We start from the raw sequence: 22,351 nt of genomic DNA on the forward strand, positions 1-22,351 counted from the left end.
AAATGTGTGGAGCGGGCTTGCTCGCGAAGGCGTCTTAACATTCAACATCAATGTTGACTGTACTGACGCCTTCGCGAGCAAGCCCGCTCCCACAGGTTTACGGTTTGCCGACATAAAGCCGGATAATGTCATCGATCTCCCCGGACATTTTCATCCTCAGCAGGGTGCGCAGAATTCGTTGCGCTGGCACTTTCGGATCATTGCGCACGTAGCAACCGACACTCTGCTCCTGCAACACCGCCACGCCTTGCAGTTGCCCGTCAGGCAGCAAGCGTTGATTGAACCAGTCCAGCGTCCACTGGTTGCTCACGGCATAGCGATAACGTCCGGCCAGAAGCTTTTCCAGCACTTGATCCTGGTTGCGCGCGTCTTCGCGAATCAGGCGGCCGGCGTCGAACAGTGGTTGCAGGGCCGGGTAGCTGTAACCGAGCACCGTACCGATGGTTTGTCGCGGCAAGTTTGCCGGAGTCACCGCGATCTCCGGTTGTTTCCGGCTGATCAGCACGTCGGGCTGAGTCCATAGCGGAATGCTCCAGAGGTAGTCCCCGGGATTGGGCAGCCACGACTGCGCGGCATAGCAGCGAACATCGACCTCGCCGTGTTCCATCGCGCCTTGCACCCGCGCCCGGGGCAGCACGTGAAATTCGGCCGGAACGCCGACCTGGGTGGCGAGGCTGACCATCACATCATGCAGGATGCCCTGTGTTGGCCGGCCGCGTTCCAGTTGCACCATCGGCATCGCCCAGCTGTCGGGCATCACGAAACGCAACGGCGCTTCGGTGGCAGCGCTGTTCAGGCTGATCAACAGCAGTGCCCCCAAGGCCAGCCGCATAAACACTCCGATAAATACCCCCAAAGAGCATCTTAGCCAGATTAGACGAGCGCGCCGGATGCAATTTTGGCCTTGCTCCGCTAGCATTAGCCGCTTCTGTTCCTTCGTTGCGACGGTTTTCGATGAGTTATCAGGTTCTTGCACGTAAATGGCGTCCGCGCTCGTTCCGCGAAATGGTCGGCCAGACCCATGTGCTCAAGGCTCTGATCAATGCCTTGGACAGCCAGCGGCTGCACCACGCCTACCTGTTTACCGGGACGCGCGGGGTCGGCAAGACCACCATCGCGCGGATCATCGCCAAATGCCTGAACTGTGAAACAGGTATCACTTCGACGCCCTGTGGCGAGTGCTCGGTGTGCCGCGAGATCGATGAAGGTCGCTTCGTCGACCTGATCGAGATCGACGCCGCGAGCCGGACCAAGGTCGAGGACACCCGCGAGCTGCTCGACAACGTGCAGTACGCCCCGAGCCGCGGGCGCTTCAAGGTCTACCTGATCGACGAAGTGCACATGCTCTCCAGCCATTCCTTCAATGCGCTGCTGAAAACCCTCGAAGAGCCACCGCCCTACGTCAAATTCATTCTGGCGACGACTGATCCGCAGAAACTTCCTGCAACTATTTTGTCGCGGTGCCTGCAGTTCTCCCTGAAAAACATGACCCCGGAACGCGTGGTCGAGCATTTGACCCACGTGCTGAGTGTCGAGAACGTGCCGTTCGAAGACGACGCGCTGTGGCTATTGGGCCGCGCCGCCGACGGTTCGATGCGCGACGCCATGAGCCTGACCGACCAGGCGATTGCCTTCGGTGAGGGCAAAGTCATGGCCTCCGACGTGCGGGCAATGCTCGGGACGCTCGATCACGGTCAGGTTTACGATGTTCTGCATGCGCTGATCGAAGGCGACGCCAAGGCGTTGCTCGAAGCCGTCCGTCATCTGGCCGAACAAGGCCCGGACTGGAACGGCGTGCTCTCGGAAATTCTTAACGTGCTGCACCGTGTCGCCATCGCCCAGGCCTTGCCTGAAGGTGTCGACAATGGTCACGGCGACCGTGATCGGGTGTTGGCGCTGGCCCAGGCCTTGCCGGCCGAAGACGTGCAGTTCTACTACCAGATGGGCCTGATCGGCCGCCGCGATTTGCCGCTGGCGCCAGACCCGCGCGGTGGTTTTGAAATGGTCCTGCTGCGAATGCTGGCGTTCCGGCCCGCAGACACCGAAGACGCACCGAGGCAACCGCTAAAGCCAGTGGGGATCAGCCAGGCCACAGTTGATTCCGCAAACTCAGTGGCTGCCGCGCCGGTTGTTGCGCCGGTAGTCGCTGCGGCAGTTGCACCGGTCGCTGCGGTTGTTGCGCCAGTTCCTGCTCCAGTTCCCGCACCAGAGCCTGAGCGGGTCGCTCCCGTTGTCGTGCCTGAACCGGTTGTCGCGCCCGAGCCAGTCGCGGTTGAAGCCGTCGTCGATCTGCCATGGAACGACCCGGTAGAGCCCGAAGTCGTTCAGCAGCCAGCCGTCGAGCCGGTGCTGGAAACAGCCAGCGAACAACCCGAATTGCCCCCGATGCCGTTGCCGACGCCTGACAGCGTTGTGCCGGACGCGACGGAGTGGGCCGCTGCGCCAATCCCGGAACCGTCCGTCGCCGACGTCGACGCCGCTACACCCGGCATTGACCCCGACGACGAGCCGCCGCTGGACGAAGATTACATCGAGCCGGACATGGATTCGGCTTACAGCTACCTCGACGAACTGGCCAGCGAACATACCGCCGAGCCAGCGCCGGAGCCCGAGCCTGAACCGGCCGCCATGCCCGCCACGGGTCTGGCCCTGCAATGGCTGGAGCTGTTCCCGAAACTGCCGATTTCCGGCATGACCGGCAGCATCGCCGCCAACTGCACGCTGATCTCGGTGGACGGCGACCATTGGCTGATGCACCTGGACCCGGCCCACAGCGCCTTGTTCAACGCGACCCAGCAGCGTCGTCTCAACGATGCGTTGAACCAGTTTCACGGGCGCACGCTGACCCTGAGCATGGAGCTGATCAAGCCCGAGCAGGAAACCCCGGCCCAGGCCGCGTTCCGGCGTCGAGCAAACCGTCAGCGGGAGGCCGAGGAATCGATCCACGGTGATCCGTTCATCCAGCAAATGATGCAGCAGTTCGGTGCGGTGGTCCGTAACGATACTATTGAACCTGTCGAAGCCCTGGCCAGTCAGGGTTAATAACTGAAGGCGTCCGGCCGCAAGGGCCGGGCGCTGTTTTTATCCAAGTACTTTGAGGTGATTCCCATGATGAAAGGTGGCATGGCCGGCCTGATGAAGCAGGCGCAGCAGATGCAGGAAAAAATGGCCAAGATGCAGGAAGAACTGGCCAACGCCGAAGTCACCGGTGTAGCGGGCGGCGGCGTGGTCAGCGTGGTGATGACCGGTCGTCACGACGTCAAGCGCGTGACCATCGACCCAACCATGTTTGAAGGCCTGAGCGAAGACGACAGGGAAATGCTGGAAGCGGTATTGGCCGCCGCCGTCAACGATGCCGTGCGCAAGATCGAAGCCAACAGCCAGGACAAAATGTCCGGCATGACCGCTGGCATGCAATTGCCTCCGGGCATGAAACTGCCATTCTGATTCGCCAAGGCGCGTCGGATGAGCTACAAAAAAATGCCAGGCATCGCGCCTGGCATTTTTGTTTGTGGCTAGTTAAAACCTGTGGCGAGGGAGCTTGCTCCCGTTGGGCTGCGTAGCAGTCCCTTTTTGAGGCCGCCCCGCGACCTAGCGGGAGCAAGCTCCCTCGCCACAATGAAAAGCAGAAACATCGAACGCGAAACCGCCACAAAGGTCTGCTCCCCTATACCTCTGAATTCATCGATCAAAGGAGACGCTCACATGCCTGAAGCATTGACCCTCAACCAACGTATCGTCCTGGCGTCCCGCCCGGTTGGCGCGCCGACGCCAGAGAATTTCCGCCTGGAAAGGGAAGCGCTGCCGGACCTGGCCGATGGTCAGGTACTGCTCAAGACCCTTTTTCTGTCACTGGACCCTTACATGCGCGGGCGCATGAGTGATGCACCGTCCTACGCGGCGCCGGTAGAAATCGACGAGGTGATGACCGGCGGGGCTGTCAGCCGGGTCGAGCGTTCGATGAATCCCAAGTTTCATGAAGGTGATCTGGTCGTCGGCGCTACCGGGTGGCAGAGCCACAGCATCAGCGACGGTCGCAACATCATTCCCGTGCCGTCCGGGCTGCCGAGCCCGTCGATGGCGCTGGGCGTGCTCGGCATGCCCGGGATGACCGCTTACATGGGGTTGATGGACATCGGCCAACCCCAATCCGGCGAAACCCTGGTGGTCGCTGCGGCGTCCGGCGCTGTGGGTTCGGTGGTCGGCCAGGTGGCGAAGATCAAGGGCCTGCGTGTGGTCGGTGTTGCGGGCGGCGCGGACAAGTGCCGTTATGTGGTGGATGAGTTGGGCTTCGATGCCTGCATCGATCACAAGAGCTCGAATTTCGCCGATGAACTGGCGCAGGCCTGTCCAAAGGGCGTCGACATCTATTACGAGAACGTCGGCGGCAAGGTATTCGACGCGGTGGTGCCGTTGCTCAACCCCAAGGCTCGCATTCCGCTTTGCGGTTTGATCGCGTCGTACAACGCCCACGAAGCCCCGACCGGCCCGGATCGCCTGCCGCAATTGCAGCGAACCTTGCTGACCAAACGTGTGCGCATCCAGGGTTTCATCGTGTTTGATGACTACGGTGATCGCCAGCCGGAGTTTGTCAGCGCCATGGCGCCGTGGGTGCGAGACGGCAAGGTGAAATTCCGTGAAGACGTTGTTGATGGTCTGGAGAACGCACCCGAGGCGTTCATCGGTCTGCTGGAAGGACGCAACTTCGGCAAACTGGTGGTGCGGGTCGCTCAGGACTGAATAATTGACGCTCATACGAGGCGCGGGTATAAACCGCGTCTCGTTGTTTTGTCGGACGTTTCCCCATGAGCTTCAGCCCTTTGATTCGCCAACTGATCGATGCCCTGCGAATTTTGCCAGGTGTGGGTCAGAAAACTGCCCAGCGCATGGCCTTGCAGCTGCTCGAACGTGATCGCAGCGGTGGCTCGCGCCTGGCGTCGGCGTTGAGCCAGGCCATGGAAGGGGTGGGCCACTGCCGGTTGTGCCGCACGCTGACCGAAGACGACCTGTGCCCGCAATGTGCCGATACCCGTCGCGACGACACCTTGCTGTGTGTGGTGGAAGGACCGATGGATGTCTACGCGGTGGAGCAGACCGGTTTCCGGGGGCGTTATTTCGTGCTCAAGGGCCATCTGTCTCCGCTTGATGGGCTAGGGCCGGAAGCCATCGGGATTCCGCAGTTGCTGGCGCGGATAGAAGAGGCGGGCACGTTTACTGAAGTCATCCTGGCCACCAACCCGACGGTTGAAGGTGAAGCCACGGCGCATTACATCGCGCAGTTGCTGAGCAACAAAGGTCTGATCGCCTCGCGCATTGCCCACGGCGTGCCGTTGGGTGGTGAGTTGGAATTGGTGGATGGCGGGACGTTGGCGCATTCGTTTGCGGGGCGTAAGCCGATAGCTTTGTAATGTGTAGTGGCTGGGCGGACGCCTTCGCGGGCAAGCCTCGCTCCTACGGGAATATATGATCCCTGTAGGAGCGAGGCTTGCCCGCGAAGGGAACACCTCGGTTTACCTCGTTCACACAATCCTGTTGAAAACCAAGCAAACGCTCGGTTAACTTCGCTGAACCCTTCAGTGGAGTTCGCCGATGCCTGCCTTTCAGGAATACTTCGACCCCAGCCACCAATTGGTCCGTGACAGCGTCAGACGTTTCGTCGAGCGCGAGATTCTTCCGGACATCGACCAGTGGGAAGAAGCTGAAAGCTTTCCCCGCGAGCTTTACCTCAAGGCCGGTGCGGCAGGGATTCTGGGGATCGGTTACCCCGAAGCCCTGGGCGGCAGCCACGAAGGTGATCTGTTCGCCAAGATCGCCGCCAGCGAAGAGTTGATGCGCTGCGGCTCCGGCGGGTTGGTAGCGGGGCTCGGCTCGCTGGACATCGGCCTGCCGCCGATCCTCAAATGGGCCAGGCCCGAGGTCCGGGATCGCGTCGTGCCGCCCGTACTCGCCGGCGAGAAGATCAGCGCACTGGCCGTGACCGAGCCCAGTGGCGGCTCCGATGTGGCCAACCTGCAAACCCGCGCCGTGCGCGACGGCGACTTCTACCGGGTCAGCGGCAGCAAAACTTTTATCACCAGTGGCGTGCGCGCGGATTACTACACCGTCGCGGTGCGTACCGGCGCGCCCGGATTTGGTGGCATCAGCCTGTTGCTGATCGAGAAGGGCACGCCGGGTTTCACCGTCGGCCGCCAATTGAAGAAAATGGGCTGGTGGGCGTCGGACACGGCCGAGTTGTTCTTCGATGATTGCCGAGTACCTGAAGGCAATCTGATCGGCGCCGAAAACATGGGCTTCGCCTGCATCATGGGCAACTTCCAGAGTGAACGCCTGGCCTTGGCGCTGATGGCCAACATGACCGCGCAACTGGCGCTGGAGGAAAGCCTGAAGTGGGCGCGTCAGCGCGAGGCGTTCGGCAAACCCATCGGCAAATTTCAGGTGCTCAAGCATCGCCTTGCGGAAATGGCAACGGCGCTGGAAGTGTCACGGGAATTCACCTACCGGCAGGCGGCGAAAATGGCTGCCGGGCAGAGTGTGATCAAGGAGATTTCCATGGCCAAGAATTTTGCGACGGACACGGCGGATCGGATTACCACGGATGCGGTGCAGATTCTGGGGGGCTTGGGGTATATGCGTGAAAGTCTGGTGGAGCGGCTGTACCGCGACAATCGCATCTTGTCGATTGGTGGCGGGACGCGGGAAGTGATGAACGAGATCATCAGCAAGCAGATGGGGTTGTAGTGGGTGGTGTGGCGGCTGGCCTCATCGCGGGCAAGCCCGCTCCCACAGTGTTCAGCTTTGTTCACAAAATCTGTAAACGCCACAGAACCTGTGGGAGCGGGCTTGCCCGCGATGGCGTCGGTGAAGGCGCCGCTTACTGATCGCTCAACGCAAACTGCGTCAGACAGAAAGTAGGAATCCCCATATCCTCCAGCCGTTGCGACCCACCCAACTCCGGCAAATCAATAATCGCCGCCGCTTCATGCACCCGCGCCCCCATGCGTCGAATCAGATTCGCCGCCGCAATCAGCGTGCCGCCGGTGGCGATCAAATCATCGAACATCACCACCGAATCGCCTTCGCAAAGACTGTCGGCGTGCACTTCAAGGAAGGCTTCGCCGTACTCCGTCGCATAACCCTCGGCCAGCACGTCGGCCGGCAGTTTGCCTTGCTTGCGGAACAGCACCAGCGGCTTGTTCAACTGATAGGCCAGCACCGAACCGATCAGGAAACCACGGGCATCCATGGCACCGATGTGCGTGAAGTCAGCCTCGACGTAACGGTGGGCAAAGCTGTCCATCACCAGGCGCAGGGCGGTGGGCGACTGGAACAGCGGGGTGATGTCGCGAAAGATGACGCCCGGTTTCGGGAAGTCGATCACAGGGCGGATCAGGGATTTGATGTCGAAGGAGTCGAAGACCATCGTCGAGTTGTCCTGGCAGGCTGCAAACGTCGCAGTATACCGGCGGCTGAACCGTTTCGCTCAGCCGCGAACGTCGGATTCAGCCTTCGATCGAGCCACCGGCCAGGGCGCAGAGCTGGATCGGGTCAAGGATATGGATTTCCTTGCCTTCGGCGGCGATCAGTTCGTTCTGCTGGAAGCGTGTGAACACCCGCGACACGGTTTCCACCGCCAGGCCCAGGTAGTTACCGATTTCGTTGCGCGACATGCTCAGGCGGAACTGATTGGCCGAGAAGCCGCGAGCGCGGAAGCGCGCCGACAGGTTGACCAGGAACGTGGCAATGCGCTCGTCGGCGGTTTTTTTCGACAGCAGCAACATCATCTGTTGATCGTCGCGGATTTCGCGGCTCATCACGCGCATCAGCTGACGGCGCAATTGCGGCAGTTGCAGCGCCAGTTCGTCGAGGCGTTCGAACGGAATTTCACAGACCGAGGTGGTTTCCAGTGCCTGCGCCGAGACCGGGTGCTTTTCCGTGTCCATGCCCGACAGGCCGACCAGTTCACTCGGCAAATGGAAACCGGTGAGCTGTTCTTCACCGCCATCGCTGAGGCTGAACGTTTTCAGGGCGCCAGAGCGTACTGCATAAACGGCATCGAAAACGTCGCCCTGGCGGAACAGGAATTCGCCCTTTTTCAACGGGCGGCCACGTTTAACGATCTCGTCCAGCGCATCCATGTCTTCCAGATTCAGAGAAAGTGGCAGGCAGAGGGGAGCCAGGCTGCAATCCTTGCAATGGGCCTGGCTATGAGCGCGCAGCTTTACTGGCTCGGACATTTCTTAAATCCTTGTGGGAAAACACACATAAGACGTAAGGGTAACTCACGGGGAGACGATCAGGCCAGCGCTGTGCCGTTTTGTCACATCGCGGTGAAGGGGCGATGAAACGTTAGATCACTCGCGAAAACCGCTGGCGGTTCTGTTGTTCCAGGTAGGCATCGAACACCATGCACACCGAACGTACCAGCAATCGTCCGGCGGGCAGTACGTTGATCCGTTCATTGTTCAGTTCGATCAGCCCGTCTTCGGCCATGCCTTGCAACTGTGGCCACAACTCGCCGAAGTAGCCGCGAAAATCGATGTTGAAGGCCTGCTCGATCTCGGCGAATTCCACGTTGAAACTGCAAATCAGTTGCTGAATCACCGCCCGCCGGACGCGGTCATCGGCGTTGCACAGCAGGCCGCGGTTGGTCGCCAGTTGCGTGGAAGCCAGGGCGTTCTGGTACTGATTCAGGTCGCTGCTGTTCTGGCAGTACAGGTCGCCGATCTGGCTGATGGCCGAGACGCCCAGCCCGATCAAATCGCAATGACCGTGGGTGGTGTAGCCCTGGAAATTGCGTTGCAGGGTCGATTCTTCCTGGGCAATCGCCAGTTCATCGTCGGGCAGGGCGAAGTGGTCCATGCCGATGTAGCGATAGCCGGCGGCGGTCAGTTGTTCGATGGTGCGCTGGAGCATCTCCAGTTTCTGCGCCGGCATCGGCAGCTCGTCGCTGTTGATTCGCCGTTGCGGCATGAAGCGCTCCGGCAAGTGCGCGTAGTTGAACACCGACAACCGGTCCGGTTGCAGGTTGATCACTTCGTCGACCGTGCGGGCGAAGTTGTCGGGTGTCTGCCTTGGCAAACCATAGATCAGGTCAATGTTGATCGAACGGAATTGCAGCGTCCTTGCGGCGTCGATTACCGCCCGGGTTTCTTCCAGGCTTTGCAGGCGATTCACCGCCCGTTGTACGGCCGGGTCGAGGTCTTGCAAACCGATGCTGACCCGATTGAATCCCAGTTCACGGAGCAGGCCCATGGTCGACCAGTCGGCCTCGCGCGGGTCGATCTCGATGCCGTAGTCGCCGGTGTCGTCGTCCAGCAAGTTGAAGCTTTTGCGCAACTGGGCCATTAGCTGGCGCAATTCGTCATGGCTGAGAAAGGTTGGCGTGCCACCGCCGAAGTGCAGTTGCTCGACCTTTTGCGCCGGGTCGAGGTGGCAGGCAATCAGCTGGATTTCCTGCTCCAGGCGCTGCAGGTAGGGCAGGGCACGGCCGCGATCCTTGGTGATGACTTTGTTGCAGGCGCAGTAGTAGCAAATGTTCGCGCAGAACGGCACGTGCACATACAGCGACAACGGGCGCAGGGCCTTGCGGCTTTCGCGCAGCGCATGGAACAGGTCGAAGGTGCCGACATGACCGTCGAACTGCACGGCGGTCGGGTAGGAGGTGTAGCGCGGTCCCGCCAGGTCATAACGGCGGATCAGATCGGTGTCCCAACGAATGGCGTCGAGCATCATGCGGGCATTCCCCCGGATAGGCTGGCAGTGTGGGCAAGTCTATGGGGTGCGGCGTTGGGGCATCTTGATTTGCATCAACGGCAATGGGTGGCTGTGACGGGTTTTTGTGGCGAGGGAGCTCGCTCCCGCTGGGGCGCGAAGCGGCCCTAAAGATGGGACAGCTGCGCAGTCCAGCGGGAGCAAGCTCCCTCGCCACAGGTCAGTGCCCCATGAGCCAATGCTGATGCGGCCCCGGCAAGGTCCAGATGCCAAACAGCATGACCAGCAGTCCTCCGGCCATCCGCACGCTGCGTTTGCGCAACAGCGCCGTGACACGCTCCGCCGCGAGCCCGGTGGCGAGCAACACCGGCCAGGTTCCAAGGCCGAACGCGAGCATCAACAACGCACTATCGAGCGCATTACCCTGGCTCGCTGACCACAGCAGCGTGCTGTAAACCAGCCCGCACGGCAGCCAGCCCCAGAGCGCGCCGAGCAACAATGCGCGGGGAACGCTCGACACTGGCAGCAGCTTGTTGGCCACGGGCTGGATATGCCGCCACAGTCCGCGACCAAGGCTTTCGATGCGGGTGAGGCCGCTCCACCAACCGGCGAGATAAAGCCCCATGGCAATCAGCAGCAATCCAGCGAGTATGCGCATGAACATCGCCGCCGGACTGTTCGCCACCGCCCAACCCGCCAGGCCGATCAGCAGGCCGGCAGTGGCGTAGCTGAGAATTCGCCCGAGGTTGTAGGCCAGCAGCAATCGAAAGCGCCGGCTGCGTTGGTCTTTGGGAATCGCCAGGGTCAACGCGCCCATCAAGCCGCCGCACATGCCCAGGCAATGACCGCCGCCGAGCAGGCCGAGGATCACCGCAGACACCAGCAGTGGCGCCAACTCAAACATGCGGGGGCGCCTTGTCGTCCGGTTTGGCCGGATGGCCGCTGGCCTCATCGACCGCCGCGGTGTGATTCGGGTCCTGGTCGTCGAACAGGATGCTGTGGGCGGGGCCGTCGAGGTCGTCGTACTGACCGCTGTCGACCGCCCAGAAGAAGATGTAGACCGCGATGGCCACGATCAGCAGCGCGGCCGGGATCATCACGTAGAGAGCTGGCATGGGAAGGCTCCATGCCCACGCGGCTCAGGCCGACAGCGGGCGGGTTTCTGGCGTGGCGCTGGCAGCCGGCGCGCTCGGCAGGCGAGTCAGGCGCAGGGCGTTCAGCACCACGGTCAACGAACTGATCGACATGCCGACCGCGGCCCACACCGGCGTGATCCAGCCGAGGGCGGCGAACGGCAACATGAGGCCATTGTACAGCCCGGCCCACAGCAGGTTCTCGATGATTACCCGACGGGTGCGCCGGGCGAGGCTGAAGGCTTGCACCAGCGCGTCGAGGCGGTTCGACAGCAGCACGGCGTCGGCACTGGTTTTCGCCAGATCGGTGGCCGACCCCATGGCGACGCTGATGTCGGCGGCCGCCAGCACTGGTACATCGTTGACCCCGTCACCGAGCATCAACACCTTGCGACCTTCCTTGTGCAGCTGTTGCAGGACCTGCAATTTGTCGTCCGGACGCAAACCGCCGCGGGCCTCGTCGATGCCCAATTCGGCGGCGACGCTGGCGACCATCGGCGAGGTGTCACCCGACAGCAGCAACGTGCGCCAGCCGCGAGCCTTGCAGGCTGCGAGCAGCGCCGGTGCGTCGGCACGTAAACGGTCGTCGAGGACGAACCACGCCAGCGGCCCCTGACGGTCGCCAAGCAGCAGCCACTGACCGGCCTCATCGGGCATCAACGGTATGGCGGCGTCACTGAGTTCACAGACAAAGCCCGGTTGACCGATGCGCAGGCGCTGCTCGCCGACCACACCTTCAAGCCCCAGCCCCGGTGTGCTGTGGACTTCCTCGGCGGCCAGCGGCGCGCGGCCAAATGCACGGGCGATCGGGTGCTCGGAACGGTTTTCGAGGGCGGCGGCGAGGCTCAGGCACTGATCGCTGTCGAGTGCGCCGAGGGGGCGGATCGAACGCAGCGCCAGGCGCCCTTCGGTGAGGGTGCCGGTCTTGTCGAATATCACCGTGTCGATCTGGTTCAGGCCTTCCAGCACATGGCCGCGTGTCAACAAAAGACCCAGCTTGTGCAGCGTGCCGGTGGCGGCAGTGAGGGCAGTCGGCGTGGCGAGGGACAAGGCGCACGGGCAGGTTGCGACGAGCATCGCCAGGACAATCCAGAAGGCGCGTGATGAGTCCAGCTCCCACCAAAGCAGGCCAATGCAGGCGGATGCGATGAGCGTCAGCAGCAGGAACCATTGCGCGGCGCGGTCGGCGATCTCTGCCAGTCGGGGCTTCTCGGCCTGAGCGCGGTCCAGCAGGCGGACGATGGCGGACAGTCGGGTGTCCTGGCCCAGCGCCAGGATTTCCACGGTCAGCGCGCCTTCGACGTTCAGTGTGCCAGCGGTGACAGCATCACCGTGCGTTCGCGGTTGCGGCAGGTACTCGCCGGTCAATAGAGACTCGTCGATGCTCGACTGGCCGTCGAGGATCTTGCCGTCGGCCGGGAGGATCGCGCCGGGATGCACCAGCACTTGATCACCGACGCGCAGTTCGCTGAGCAGAATGCGCTCGCTCTGGCCGTCAGTACTCAGACGCAGGCACGAGGCGGGCAATAGGTTTACAAGCTGTGCTGTGGCGGCGGCGGTGCGTTCCCGGGCGCGACGTTCCAGATAACGCCCGGCGAGCAGGAACAGCGCAAACATGCCGACAGCATCGAAATACAGCTCGCCCACCCCGGTGATCGAAGTCCAGATCCCGGCGATGTAGGCACTGCCAATCGCCAGCGAAACCGAAACGTCCATGGTCAGGTGACGGGTGCGCAGATCGCGCATCGCGCCTTTGAAGAACGGCGCGCAGCTGTAGAACACGATCGGTGTGGTGAGGAACAGCGCGACCCAGCGCAGGATGGTGTGCAGCTCGGGGCTGAGGTCAATGTTGAATTCCGGCCAGGTTGCCATGGTCGCCATCATCGCCTGGAACCACAGCAGCCCGGCGACGCCGAGTTGGCGCAGGGCCAGGCGGTTTTCGCTGGCCAGTTGTTCGCTGGCGCGGTCGGCCTGATAGGGGTGAGCGGCGTAACCGATGTGCCGCAGTTCGCTGAGCACCTGGCTCAGCGGCAATTGCGCATCGGCCCAGCGCACATGCAGGCGATGGTTGGACAGGTTCAGCCGCGCTTCCGCTACCGCCGGCAAACCACGCAGGTGCTTCTCGATCAGCCAGCCGCACGCCGCGCAGCTGATGCCTTCCATCAACAGGGTGGTTTCGGCGAGCTCGCCGTCGTGGCGTACGAAAGGCTTTTGCACATCGGCGCGGTCGTAAAGTGCCAGCTCATCCACCAACTGCACCGGCAACGCTTCGGGGTTGGCCGAGGCTTCACTGCGATGCTGGTAATAGCTTTCCAGCCCACCCGCGACAATCGCTTCGGCCACAGCCTGGCATCCCGGGCAGCAGAACTCACGGTTTTCACCGAGGACGGCAGCGGTGAAGCGGCTGCCGGCCGGGACGGGCAGGGCGCAGTGGTAGCAGGGAAGTGGCGTGGTCATGTGTGTTGCCATGAAAACCATTGTGGCGAGGGAGCTTGCTCCCGCTCGGCTGCGTAGCAGTCGCAAGTCGGCGAACCCGCCAAGACTGAAAGGACCGGTTTGCAGGTGTTGGGGGCGCTTCTCGCCCCAGCGGGAGCAAGCTCCCTCGCCACATTTGATCGCATTCGCAAGTTATTACTTTTTCAGGTCTTCCGCACCCTGCAGCGGTTCGTCACCCAGCAGCAGATCCTTGTCATGGCTGACCAGTTCTTCTTCGAACATGCGCCAGATGTGGTCGTCCTGAGTGCCCAGCAATTCGACAAAGCGACGGCCATCGACCTTGTCGCTCAACTGGCCGATGTAGCGGCCCTGTTCGGTTTCACTGCGGGCGAGGGTGATCTTGCGATCCTTCTCGGGCTGCGTCGGCGAGATCAGGTTCAGCTCCAGGGTTTTCGGTTGGCTGTTGCCGCTCAGGCGCAGGTCGACTTCGCCGGTCACATCATCCAGGTGCACGCTGGCGCGCAAAAGCAGGGTCTGCGCCAGCAACTCGCGGTCGAGCGAACGGTTGATGCCTTTGCCGGCCTCGTAGTAGTTGTCGTTGACCAGATTGTCCGGGTTGTTCACCGCGATCGTCACCATGGACAGGGTCAGCGTCACCGAGCAGGCGAGGATGGCGATGATGATCCACGGCCAAAGGTGCTTGTACCAGGGACTTGCGGCGTTTGCTGCGGGCATGATCACTACTCTCAACGAATTTGTGGGCCGATGAACCGGCTCTTGGCTTCAACGTGGATGCTCTCGTCATCGGCATCCTTGAGGATGAATTTCACCTCGTTGGTGCTCGATGGCAGTTTTTCCGGGGCGATGGACAGTTCGACCGGCTGGCTGAAAATCTCGCCGGCGGCGACCTTGATCTCGCGTTTGCCTTGCAGCTTCAGGTCCGGCAAACCGGCGGCTTCCAGCACGTAGGTGTGGTCGCGCTGATCCTTGTTCATGATCTTCAGGCTGTAGACGTTTTCGATCCGTCCTTCGGCGTTCTCGCGGTACAGCACGCGGTCCTTGCTGACGTCGAAACCGACCAGCGAACGCATGAAGAACGCCCCCGCCAGCAACGCCATCATTGCCAGCAACACCGCCGCGTAGCCGATCAGCCGCGGGCGCAGTTTATGGGTTTTTTGCCCGGACAGGTTGTGCTCGGTTGTGTAGCTGATCAGGCCGCGCGGGTAATCCATCTTGTCCATGATGCTGTCGCAGGCGTCGATGCACGCAGCGCAACCGATGCACTCGATTTGCAGGCCGTCGCGGATGTCGATGCCGGTGGGGCAGACCTGGACGCACATGGTGCAGTCGATGCAATCGCCCAGGCCCTGAGCCTTGTAGTCGATTCCTTTCTTGCGCGGGCCGCGGCTTTCACCGCGACGCGGATCGTAGGAAACGATCAATGTGTCCTTGTCGAACATCACACTCTGGAAGCGCGCATACGGGCACATGTAAATGCACACCTGCTCGCGCAACCAGCCGGCGTTGCCGTAGGTGGCAAGGGTGAAGAATCCGACCCAGAAATACGACCAGCCATCGGCCTCGCCGGTGAAGAAGTCGAGGGTCAGTTCGCGGATCGGTGAGAAGTAGCCGACGAACGTCATGCCGGTGACGAAGCCGATCAACAGCCACATCGCGTGCTTGCTGAATTTGCGCAGGAATTTGTTGGCGTTCATCGGCGCCTTGTCGAGCTTGATGCGCTGGTTGCGGTCGCCTTCGGTGACCTTTTCGCACCACATGAAAATCCACGTCCACACGCTCTGCGGGCAGGTATAGCCGCACCAGACGCGACCGGCGTACACGGTAATGAAAAACAGGCCGAAGGCGCTGACGATCAGAATGCCCGAGAGCAGGATGAAGTCCTGGGGCCAGAAGGTGGCGCCAAAGATGAAGAATTTGCGCTCCGGCAGGTTCCACCAGACGGCTTGATGACCGCCCCAGTTCAGCCACACCGTGCCGAAATACAGCAGAAACAAAAAGGCCCCGCCCATCATCCGCAGGTTGCGGAACAGGCCGGTGAAGGCGCGGGTGTAGATCTTTTCTCGAGAGGCGTAGAGGTCGACGCTGTTGTTCGCGTTTTTGGCAGGCGGGGTAACGTCGTGTACCGGAATCTGGTTGCTCATCGGTTGCATCCCACGGCAGTGGAAAAATGCCCCGGTCAGTACATGCCGACCGCGGTCAAAAATAGGTGTTGCAGTGGCGCAATGATACGCCTGTAGCTCTAACTCAAGGGTGCGACCTTTGGTCACGTTGGTGGAAATCAATCGACGGTGTAATGACTTGAATCAATTGACTGGTGAAATTATGGACGGTTTTGTGCGTGCCGGGGCTCAATCGGCCCATGGATTGATCAGCGCAACGCCGCTGGATTGAAAGTCACCGACGTTGCGCGTGACCACGGTCAGCCCGTGAACCAGTGCGGTCGCTGCAATCAGCGCGTCGCTTTCGTTGGCCTGGTCCGGAACATGCAAACTGGCGCAGCGCAATGCTACGGCGGCATCGACCGGCAGGATTCGGGCATCGAAGGCTGGCATGACGTGCCGCTTCAACCAGGTACGCAATATCTTCCCCTGCACGGGATCGCGACGTTCCATCCTCAGGACCCCGGTCTCCAGCTCCTTCAAGGTGATGGCCGAAATAAACATGCGGAGCGCAACGACGCTTTTGGCCCAGGCGACGACATTCGCGTCGGCCTTGGGTTTGCGAAGCTCGGAAATTACGTTGGTATCAAGCAAGAACATCAAGACAGATCCACAGGTCGATGAACGATGACGGCGCGCTCGGTTTCAAATTCGATGTCGGCCGCTTCTGGCATTACCAGCAACTCGACGATGTTGGCGCTGACGCCCGTCAATTTCTGGTAGTCCTCAATGCTTAGCAGCACATGGGCAGGTTTGCCCCGATCCGTGATGAAAACAGGGCCCTGGACCGTGGCTTTTTTGGCACCACTTGTGTCCTGATTGAATTCGCGACTGGAAATTGTGGTGATGGTCATCACGATTGACCCGCTTGAACAAAGATGTAGCAACGTTACTACCTTGGCCGGTCTCCGACAACCGATGTGTTGAATGTCGATGTGCCGTTCGTCGTTGCAGGCATTTTTCTGCAATGTGCAGCCCGTTTCGACGCCAGCGGCTTGAGCCCTAGCGCCGATTTCTACGTTACCTCACGGGGATCGTGTGGCTCGCAACCGGATTACGCCAGTCGTTGTCCGCGATAACGTTTACGGTCATTTGCTTTCTATCCTCAGAGAAGGCGGCGTGCAACCAGGTTTGTTGAGCCGCCGAACCACTCATGAACAAGGGGATGTCGCCGTAAATGTAATTGCTCGACTCGTACTTTCCGCTTTGCTTGTATGCATTAGCGGAAAATACAGCCGTGACGCCATAGTCCTCTATCATTTTTGTAAATCTGAAGATCTCTGTTTCAGCGACCTGCCAGTGAAACGGCTGGCTCAAGTTCAGCAAGATGATTTTTCCTTGCGCCCGTGCATGGCGCAGGTCGCGCTCCAGCCAGTCCAGGGATGGTGTGATTTCATAGGCGGTCGTTCTGAAAATCGAACCCGTGGAAATATTCGCGGAGTAGGTCGGGTCGTTGTGCAGTTGAACGAGATGAACATCACCGTAATCCTGGGAGTAGGCCAGGCTTCCATACCAGGTTTTCGTCTGTCCGGAAGCGCGGGCGGCGAAGTCCATGTAGGCGGCTTTTCCCCAGTAACGATTCTTGAGGTCATCAATGCTTGCGGCGGCGCAATCTGCGCAACCGGTGATTGTGATGTCGTAGTCGTGATTGCCCAGGCCATAGTCATAGAAGTTGTTCAGCTTGTTCTGCAAAACCGCGTTGATGTAGGAGCGCTCACCGGATTGTCCCGAAGCCGTCATGTTGCCGTTGATCATCACGGGTATGGCTGATGCGCCACCTGATTGTTCGCGGAAATCAGCGATGCTGGTGTACTGCGCGTCGATCAACCACCGAGAGCGCTTTTCCTTTTCTGAAGTCGATTCAACTTCGCCGTTCTCGCTCTTTTCACTTGAGGGAAACTTTGGGTTGGAAGCAAACACAAGGTGTTGTGGAATGATTTCACTGGCCGCCGACTGCATTACAGGGGCATGAGTGAGTATCAGTAGTAGCAATAATCTAATGTAATTTGAAGTTTTCATAGAAGTCCATTTCCAGTAACAAGAGTGAGTTTGTAGTTTGTGTAGCGAGTCGCTATGTTTTGTTCAGTGGGCGCTTGTTAACAATTAATATGAACGGAAATGGATTTCGATGGAATTATATAAAAAGATCAATTTGTTGCTTTGTCTTACTATGACACTGTCCTTGCCCGTGGCTTATGGAGCATCCGAAGTTCAAATGCCAAAACATTTGGTGTTTGCCTCCGATCCCCAATATCCATGGACTGACTTGACCGATCGTGGCATTTCAGACCCTGATAAAGAAAAACGATCGAAAGAATTGATAGAGACGCAGTATTCCGATATTGCTAACTTCAGAAAGCTGAACGGCGGTGCCTCACGTATCCCGGTCATGATCAATGGTGATATGACGGCTTTCGGTCACCGCGGCGAGCGGTCTACCGTCAAATCGATTCTGAACCAGTACCTGAAGGACGATTATGACTACGGCCTGGGTAATCATGATTATGAAAACAATATTGATGATTGCTGGGCGCCCGAGAATAACTGTGCTGCCGGCAGTATTACAGAGCTGAAGGAAAAGTACTGGGGGAAAGTAAGTAGTTTTGATTTCGCTGCGCGAAGTGAGGGAGGAGCCAAGATTTATTATGGAAGCCTTGCTTATTCCAGATCGTTTGGCGACGTCCACCTGGTTCAGTTGAATAATGAGCCAACTTATTCGGTAAATTTTTCGTCGGGGTTTTTTAACACCGAGAATTATGAAATTAATGATGCGCTGGATTGGCTTGAGCGCGATCTACGGCAAGCACGTGCTCAGGGCAAGATAATCTTGCTCAACATGCACAAGCCGGATGAGTGGAAGGGCAGCGCCGAACAGATTGAACGTTTCAAGAAAATGATTGAGCGCTACGAGGTCACGGCGGTTTTTGCCGGACATATGCATAGCAGGCCAGGAAAATACACTCGATGGAACACGCGACAGTATTTTGGTGAGGTCCCGGTTTTCTTGAGTGGCAGTTCATCCCACCAGACCTACCTGATCGCCAGTTTCGCACCGGACCGCAAGACGTTGACGGTGCATCAGGTCAACGGCAACAACTGGCCAAGTCGCAAGGTAGTCGACGTCGTCGTGGTCCGATAGCGCGAGCGCTACAGGCTTGAACGAAAACGGCCCCGTCAAATGACGGGGCCGTTTTTTGTTGCATCAGGCTATTGCCTTACTGGGCGTCTTCCGCCGGAGCTTTCTCACCGTGAGACAGGCTGTAGACGTAAGCGGCCAGCAGGTGAACCTTGTCGTTACCTTGCAGCAGCTCTTGCGCAGGCATCTGGCCCTGACGGCCGTAACGGATGGTCTGCTGCAGTTGAGCGAAGCTCGAACCGTAGATGAACGCCGCCGGGTGGGTCAGGTCAGGTGCGCCCATCGCTGGCGTACCTTTGCCGGCCGGACCGTGGCACGCCACGCAGTTGGCAGCGAACAGTTTCTGACCGGCAGCCGGGTCAGCCTTGGTGCCTTCCGGCAGCTTGCGGCCATCGAGGTTGGTCAGGACGAATGCAGCAACGTCCGCCACGCCTTGTTCGCCGATCACTTCGGCCCACGCCGGCATGACCGCATGACGGCCACCCATGATGGTGGTCTTGATGGTTTCCGCTTCGCCGCCCCAGCGCCAGTCGGCGTCGGTCAGGTTAGGGAAGCCGTAAGCGCCCTTGGCGTCGGAACCGTGGCAGACCGAGCAGTTGGAGGCGAACAGGCGGCCACCCATCTTCAGGGCTTGCGGGTCCTTGGCGACTTCTTCAATCGGCATGGAAGCGAACTTGGCGAAGATCGGACCGAACTTCGCGTCCGACTTGGCCATTTCCTTTTCCCATTCGTGAACGCCGGTCCAGCCGGTCTGGCCGTTGGCGAACGCGGTCTGCTTCTCGTTATCCAGGTAGTTGTAACCTGGCAGCAGGCCTTTCCAGTTGCCCAGGCCCGGGTACAGAACCAGGTAGCCCAGGGCGAAGATGATGGTGCCCACGAACAGCATGAACCACCATTTCGGCAGCGGGTTGTCGTACTCCTCGATCCCGTCGAAGGAGTGGCCAACCGTCTCTTCGGTGGCTTCGCTGCGCTGGCCCTTACGGGTGGACAGCAGCAGCCAGGTCAGGGCGAAGATGGTGCCGAGACTGAGGACTGTGACGTACAGACTCCAGAACGTAGTCATTCTTTGTTACTCCTAGAAGCTTGCTCGACGTGCTTGATGGCTTCGGGATCATCCGCGAAAGGCAGCAAGGTCGCGTCTTCAAACTCCGACTTGCGCTTGGGGCTGAACACCCACAACGCCAGACCGATGAAGGCCACCATCACGACAACGGTGCCCAGGCCACGAATCATCCCGATATCCATCTAAATCACCGTTTGCTTTTGATGATGGTGCCCAGGCCTTGCAGATAGGCCACCAGCGCGTCCATTTCGGTTTTGCCCTTCACAGCATCCTTGGCACCGGCGATGTCTTCGTCGGTGTAAGGGACGCCGAGCGTGCGCAAGACTTCCATTTTCTTGGCGGTGTCTTTGCCGTCGAGCTTGTTTTCCACGAGGAACGGGTAGGCCGGCATTTTCGACTCGGGCACTACGTTGCGCGGGTTGTACAAATGCGCACGCTGCCAGTCATCGGAGTAACGACCGCCGACACGGGCCAGGTCCGGACCGGTACGCTTGGAACCCCACAGGAACGGGTGGTCCCAGACGCTTTCACCGGCGACTGAATAGTGGCCGTAACGTTCGGTTTCAGCACGGAACGGGCGGATCATCTGCGAGTGGCAGCCGACACAACCGTTTGCGATGTAGATGTCGCGGCCTTCCAGTTCAAGGGCGGTACGCGGCTTCATGCCTTCGACCGGCTTGTTGGTGACGTCCTGGAAAAACAGCGGAACGATCTGGGTCAGGCCGCCGACGCTGACGGCGATAACCATGAAGAAGGCCAGCAGGCCAATGTTCTTCTCGACTGCTTCATGCTTCATCAGTGAGCTCCAACTACAGCGATCTGTTCAGCAGCTTTGGCTTCAGCCGGGTTCGAGGCACGTACGGTACGCCATACGTTGTAGGCCATGAACAGCATGCCGCTGGCGAAGAACGCACCGCCCAGGGCGCGAACGATGAAACCAGGGTGGCTGGCTTGCAGTGCTTCGACGAACGAGTAGGTGAGGGTGCCGTCGTCGTTGATTGCACGCCACATCAGACCCTGGGTGATGCCGTTGACCCACATCGAAGCGATGTACAGAACGGTACCGATGGTCGCGAGCCAGAAGTGCGTGTTGATCAGGCCGATGCTGTGCATCTGCGCGCGACCGAACAGTTTCGGGATCATGTGGTAGATCGCGCCGATCGAGATCATCGCAACCCAACCCAGGGCACCGGCGTGTACGTGGCCGATAGTCCAGTCGGTGTAGTGCGAGAGCGAGTTGACGGTCTTGATGGCCATCATCGGGCCTTCGAAGGTCGACATGCCGTAGAACGCCAGCGACACCACGAGGAAGCGCAGGATCGGGTCGGTGCGCAGCTTATGCCAGGCGCCCGACAGGGTCATCATGCCGTTGATCATGCCGCCCCAGCTCGGAGCCAGCAGGATGATCGACATCGCCATGCCCAGGGACTGAGCCCAGTCCGGCAGTGCGGTGTAGTGCAAGTGGTGCGGACCGGCCCAGATATACAGGGTGATCAGCGCCCAGAAGTGCACGATCGACAGACGATAGGAGTAGATCGGACGCTCGGCCTGCTTCGGAACGAAGTAGTACATCATCCCCAGGAAGCCGGTGGTCAGGAAGAAACCGACCGCGTTGTGGCCGTACCACCACTGGATCATCGCGTCCGTCGCACCCGAGTAGGCGGAGTAGGACTTGAACAGGCTGACCGGCAGCGACATGTGGTTGACGATGTGCAGCATCGCGGTCACGACGATAAACGCGCCGTAGAACCAGTTACCCACATAGATGTGCTTGGTCTTGCGCTTGACGATGGTGCCGAAGAACACCAGGCCGTAGGTGACCCAGACAATGGCCAGCAGAATAGCCAGGGGCCATTCCAGTTCCGCGTATTCCTTGGTGGTGGTGTAACCCAGCGGCAAGGTAACGATCGCGCCGATGATCACCGCTTGCCAACCCCAGAAGTGGAAGGCCGCGAGACTGTCGGAAATCAGTCGCGTTTGGCAGGTTCGCTGCACGACGTAATAAGAAGTGGCAAACAGTGCACAACCACCGAAGGCGAAAATCACCAGGTTTGTGTGCAACGGGCGTAAGCGTCCAAAAGTCGTCCACGGCAGACCGAAGTTCAATTCCGGCCATACGAGCTGTGAGGCGATGAAGACACCGAGCCCCATGCCAAGGATCCCCCAGACCACCGTCATGATGGCGAACTGGCGGACTACCTTATAGTTATAAGCAGTCGGACTGATTGCTGTGCTCATTCTAAGGTTCCACGGTTTGGGTGTTTTATTAGGAGTAAAAATCGGCCGCAAGTATGGAGAAAGCAGGGGGTCATTGCAACGCGCCATGACCTGGGTCAATGCTTTCAAAAGCTGATTCTGCGGCCTTTCCATGCGCCGCGTAAGGACAAAATCGCCCTCGGACAAAATGTCGCAGCGAACGAAAATGGTGAGGGGGTCAGGTCAGTTGTAACGGGGTGTGTTCAAACGCAACGATCGGGTGACCGATGGCAATTGGCACGACAGCCGGTATCTACCAGCCTTTGCGGCCTGTCATCGATCAGCTTCGTCGAACACATCGGGTTGGGTCGACCTGGAACCGGCTCATGCCAGTCTGTATCGGATCAAGCTTAGACCCGAATCCGGGGAATCGAAAGGAGGACTAACGGAGGGTGCGACAATGGGTCGCAAAGGGGCAGGGAACTGCCGCATCCGG

Annotated in this window: 22 protein-coding genes; 6 read left to right on the plus strand and 16 right to left on the minus strand. The window is 59.8% G+C overall.

Features of this window, described 5'->3' with window-relative positions:
- Positions 1–97: 97 nt before the first annotated feature.
- On the minus strand, positions 98–832 hold the full coding sequence (locus KJF94_RS06070) for a substrate-binding periplasmic protein (RefSeq protein WP_214381910.1): 735 nt from the start codon (positions 830–832) through the stop codon (positions 98–100).
- Positions 833–954: 122 nt separating this feature from the next.
- On the opposite strand from KJF94_RS06070, the gene dnaX reads away from it, so the two are divergent.
- The 5 genes from dnaX to KJF94_RS06095 all read left to right on the plus strand — a co-directional run bounded on the left by dnaX (position 955) and on the right by KJF94_RS06095 (position 6,738).
- Entirely contained in the window at positions 955–3,042 is a 2,088-nt protein-coding gene (dnaX, locus tag KJF94_RS06075; protein ID WP_214381912.1) for a DNA polymerase III subunit gamma/tau, read from the plus strand.
- A gap of 66 nt (positions 3,043–3,108) precedes the next feature.
- Complete coding sequence (locus tag KJF94_RS06080) at positions 3,109–3,447, plus strand: YbaB/EbfC family nucleoid-associated protein (protein ID WP_214381914.1); 339 nt, start codon at positions 3,109–3,111, stop codon at positions 3,445–3,447.
- Between the two features lie 258 nt (positions 3,448–3,705).
- Positions 3,706–4,740, plus strand: coding sequence for an NADP-dependent oxidoreductase (locus tag KJF94_RS06085; protein WP_214381916.1), 1,035 nt, complete (start codon positions 3,706–3,708; stop codon positions 4,738–4,740).
- Between the two features lie 65 nt (positions 4,741–4,805).
- The gene (gene recR, locus KJF94_RS06090; RefSeq protein ID WP_214381918.1) at positions 4,806–5,408 is read left to right on the plus strand and encodes a recombination mediator RecR; all 603 of its coding nucleotides are present in this window, start codon (positions 4,806–4,808) and stop codon (positions 5,406–5,408) included.
- A gap of 181 nt (positions 5,409–5,589) precedes the next feature.
- On the plus strand, positions 5,590–6,738 hold the full coding sequence (locus KJF94_RS06095; RefSeq protein WP_214381920.1) for an acyl-CoA dehydrogenase family protein: 1,149 nt from the start codon (positions 5,590–5,592) through the stop codon (positions 6,736–6,738).
- A 133-nt stretch (positions 6,739–6,871) separates the two neighbouring features.
- Here the strand turns inward: KJF94_RS06095 and KJF94_RS06100 are convergent, their stop codons facing one another.
- The 11 genes from KJF94_RS06100 to KJF94_RS06150 all read right to left on the minus strand — a co-directional run bounded on the left by KJF94_RS06100 (position 6,872) and on the right by KJF94_RS06150 (position 17,479).
- Positions 6,872–7,420, minus strand: a complete 549-nt coding sequence (locus KJF94_RS06100) for an adenine phosphoribosyltransferase (protein WP_214381922.1) — start codon at positions 7,418–7,420, stop codon at positions 6,872–6,874.
- 79 nt (positions 7,421–7,499) lie between these two features.
- Positions 7,500–8,234 carry a fumarate/nitrate reduction transcriptional regulator Fnr gene (gene fnr / locus KJF94_RS06105; protein WP_214381923.1) on the minus strand — a complete coding sequence of 245 codons (735 nt, stop codon included), beginning with the start codon at positions 8,232–8,234 and terminating at the stop codon, positions 7,500–7,502.
- A gap of 112 nt (positions 8,235–8,346) precedes the next feature.
- A complete protein-coding gene (gene hemN / locus KJF94_RS06110; protein ID WP_214384742.1) occupies positions 8,347–9,729 on the minus strand; it encodes an oxygen-independent coproporphyrinogen III oxidase in 1,383 nt (460 codons plus the stop codon).
- Between the two features lie 202 nt (positions 9,730–9,931).
- On the minus strand, positions 9,932–10,615 hold the full coding sequence (locus KJF94_RS06115) for a sulfite exporter TauE/SafE family protein (RefSeq protein WP_214381926.1): 684 nt from the start codon (positions 10,613–10,615) through the stop codon (positions 9,932–9,934).
- Positions 10,608–10,826, minus strand: coding sequence for a cbb3-type cytochrome oxidase assembly protein CcoS (gene ccoS, locus KJF94_RS06120; RefSeq protein ID WP_008028543.1), 219 nt, complete (start codon positions 10,824–10,826; stop codon positions 10,608–10,610). The genes KJF94_RS06115 and ccoS overlap by 8 nt, the downstream gene beginning before the upstream one ends.
- 24 nt (positions 10,827–10,850) lie before the next feature.
- Positions 10,851–13,301 (minus strand): heavy metal translocating P-type ATPase, encoded by a 2,451-nt coding sequence (locus tag KJF94_RS06125; protein ID WP_214381928.1) that lies wholly within the window; start codon positions 13,299–13,301, stop codon positions 10,851–10,853.
- A gap of 174 nt (positions 13,302–13,475) precedes the next feature.
- Complete coding sequence (locus tag KJF94_RS06130; protein ID WP_214381930.1) at positions 13,476–14,015, minus strand: FixH family protein; 540 nt, start codon at positions 14,013–14,015, stop codon at positions 13,476–13,478.
- An 11-nt stretch (positions 14,016–14,026) separates the two neighbouring features.
- On the minus strand, positions 14,027–15,442 hold the full coding sequence (ccoG, locus tag KJF94_RS06135; protein WP_214381932.1) for a cytochrome c oxidase accessory protein CcoG: 1,416 nt from the start codon (positions 15,440–15,442) through the stop codon (positions 14,027–14,029).
- A 207-nt stretch (positions 15,443–15,649) separates the two neighbouring features.
- Entirely contained in the window at positions 15,650–16,060 is a 411-nt protein-coding gene (locus KJF94_RS06140) for a type II toxin-antitoxin system VapC family toxin (RefSeq protein ID WP_214381934.1), read from the minus strand.
- Positions 16,060–16,314 carry a type II toxin-antitoxin system Phd/YefM family antitoxin gene (locus KJF94_RS06145; protein ID WP_214381936.1) on the minus strand — a complete coding sequence of 85 codons (255 nt, stop codon included), beginning with the start codon at positions 16,312–16,314 and terminating at the stop codon, positions 16,060–16,062. Before KJF94_RS06145 ends, KJF94_RS06140 begins: the two co-directional genes overlap by 1 nt.
- Before the next feature lie 166 nt (positions 16,315–16,480).
- Positions 16,481–17,479 (minus strand): metallophosphoesterase family protein, encoded by a 999-nt coding sequence (locus tag KJF94_RS06150; RefSeq protein ID WP_214381938.1) that lies wholly within the window; start codon positions 17,477–17,479, stop codon positions 16,481–16,483.
- Between the two features lie 109 nt (positions 17,480–17,588).
- Here KJF94_RS06150 and KJF94_RS06155 point away from each other — a divergent pair, with 109 nt between their 5' ends.
- Entirely contained in the window at positions 17,589–18,599 is a 1,011-nt protein-coding gene (locus tag KJF94_RS06155; protein ID WP_214381940.1) for a metallophosphoesterase family protein, read from the plus strand.
- A gap of 76 nt (positions 18,600–18,675) precedes the next feature.
- Here KJF94_RS06155 and ccoP read toward each other — a convergent pair whose 3' ends face one another.
- From ccoP to ccoN, 4 genes are read right to left on the minus strand one after another with little or no spacing between them, the layout of a single operon-like run.
- Positions 18,676–19,659: a cytochrome-c oxidase, cbb3-type subunit III gene (gene ccoP / locus KJF94_RS06160; protein WP_214381942.1), complete on the minus strand. Its 984-nt coding sequence runs from the start codon at positions 19,657–19,659 to the stop codon at positions 18,676–18,678.
- Complete coding sequence (locus tag KJF94_RS06165; RefSeq protein WP_003175465.1) at positions 19,656–19,841, minus strand: CcoQ/FixQ family Cbb3-type cytochrome c oxidase assembly chaperone; 186 nt, start codon at positions 19,839–19,841, stop codon at positions 19,656–19,658. Before KJF94_RS06165 ends, ccoP begins: the two co-directional genes overlap by 4 nt.
- A gap of 5 nt (positions 19,842–19,846) precedes the next feature.
- Positions 19,847–20,455: a cytochrome-c oxidase, cbb3-type subunit II gene (ccoO, locus tag KJF94_RS06170; RefSeq protein WP_010456412.1), complete on the minus strand. Its 609-nt coding sequence runs from the start codon at positions 20,453–20,455 to the stop codon at positions 19,847–19,849.
- On the minus strand, positions 20,455–21,897 hold the full coding sequence (ccoN, locus tag KJF94_RS06175) for a cytochrome-c oxidase, cbb3-type subunit I (protein WP_214381944.1): 1,443 nt from the start codon (positions 21,895–21,897) through the stop codon (positions 20,455–20,457). The genes ccoO and ccoN overlap by 1 nt, the downstream gene beginning before the upstream one ends.
- Between the last annotated feature and the right edge of the window lie 454 nt (positions 21,898–22,351).

Source organism: Pseudomonas hormoni, from assembly GCF_018502625.1.
Classification (GTDB): Bacteria; Pseudomonadota; Gammaproteobacteria; order Pseudomonadales; family Pseudomonadaceae; genus Aquipseudomonas; species Aquipseudomonas hormoni.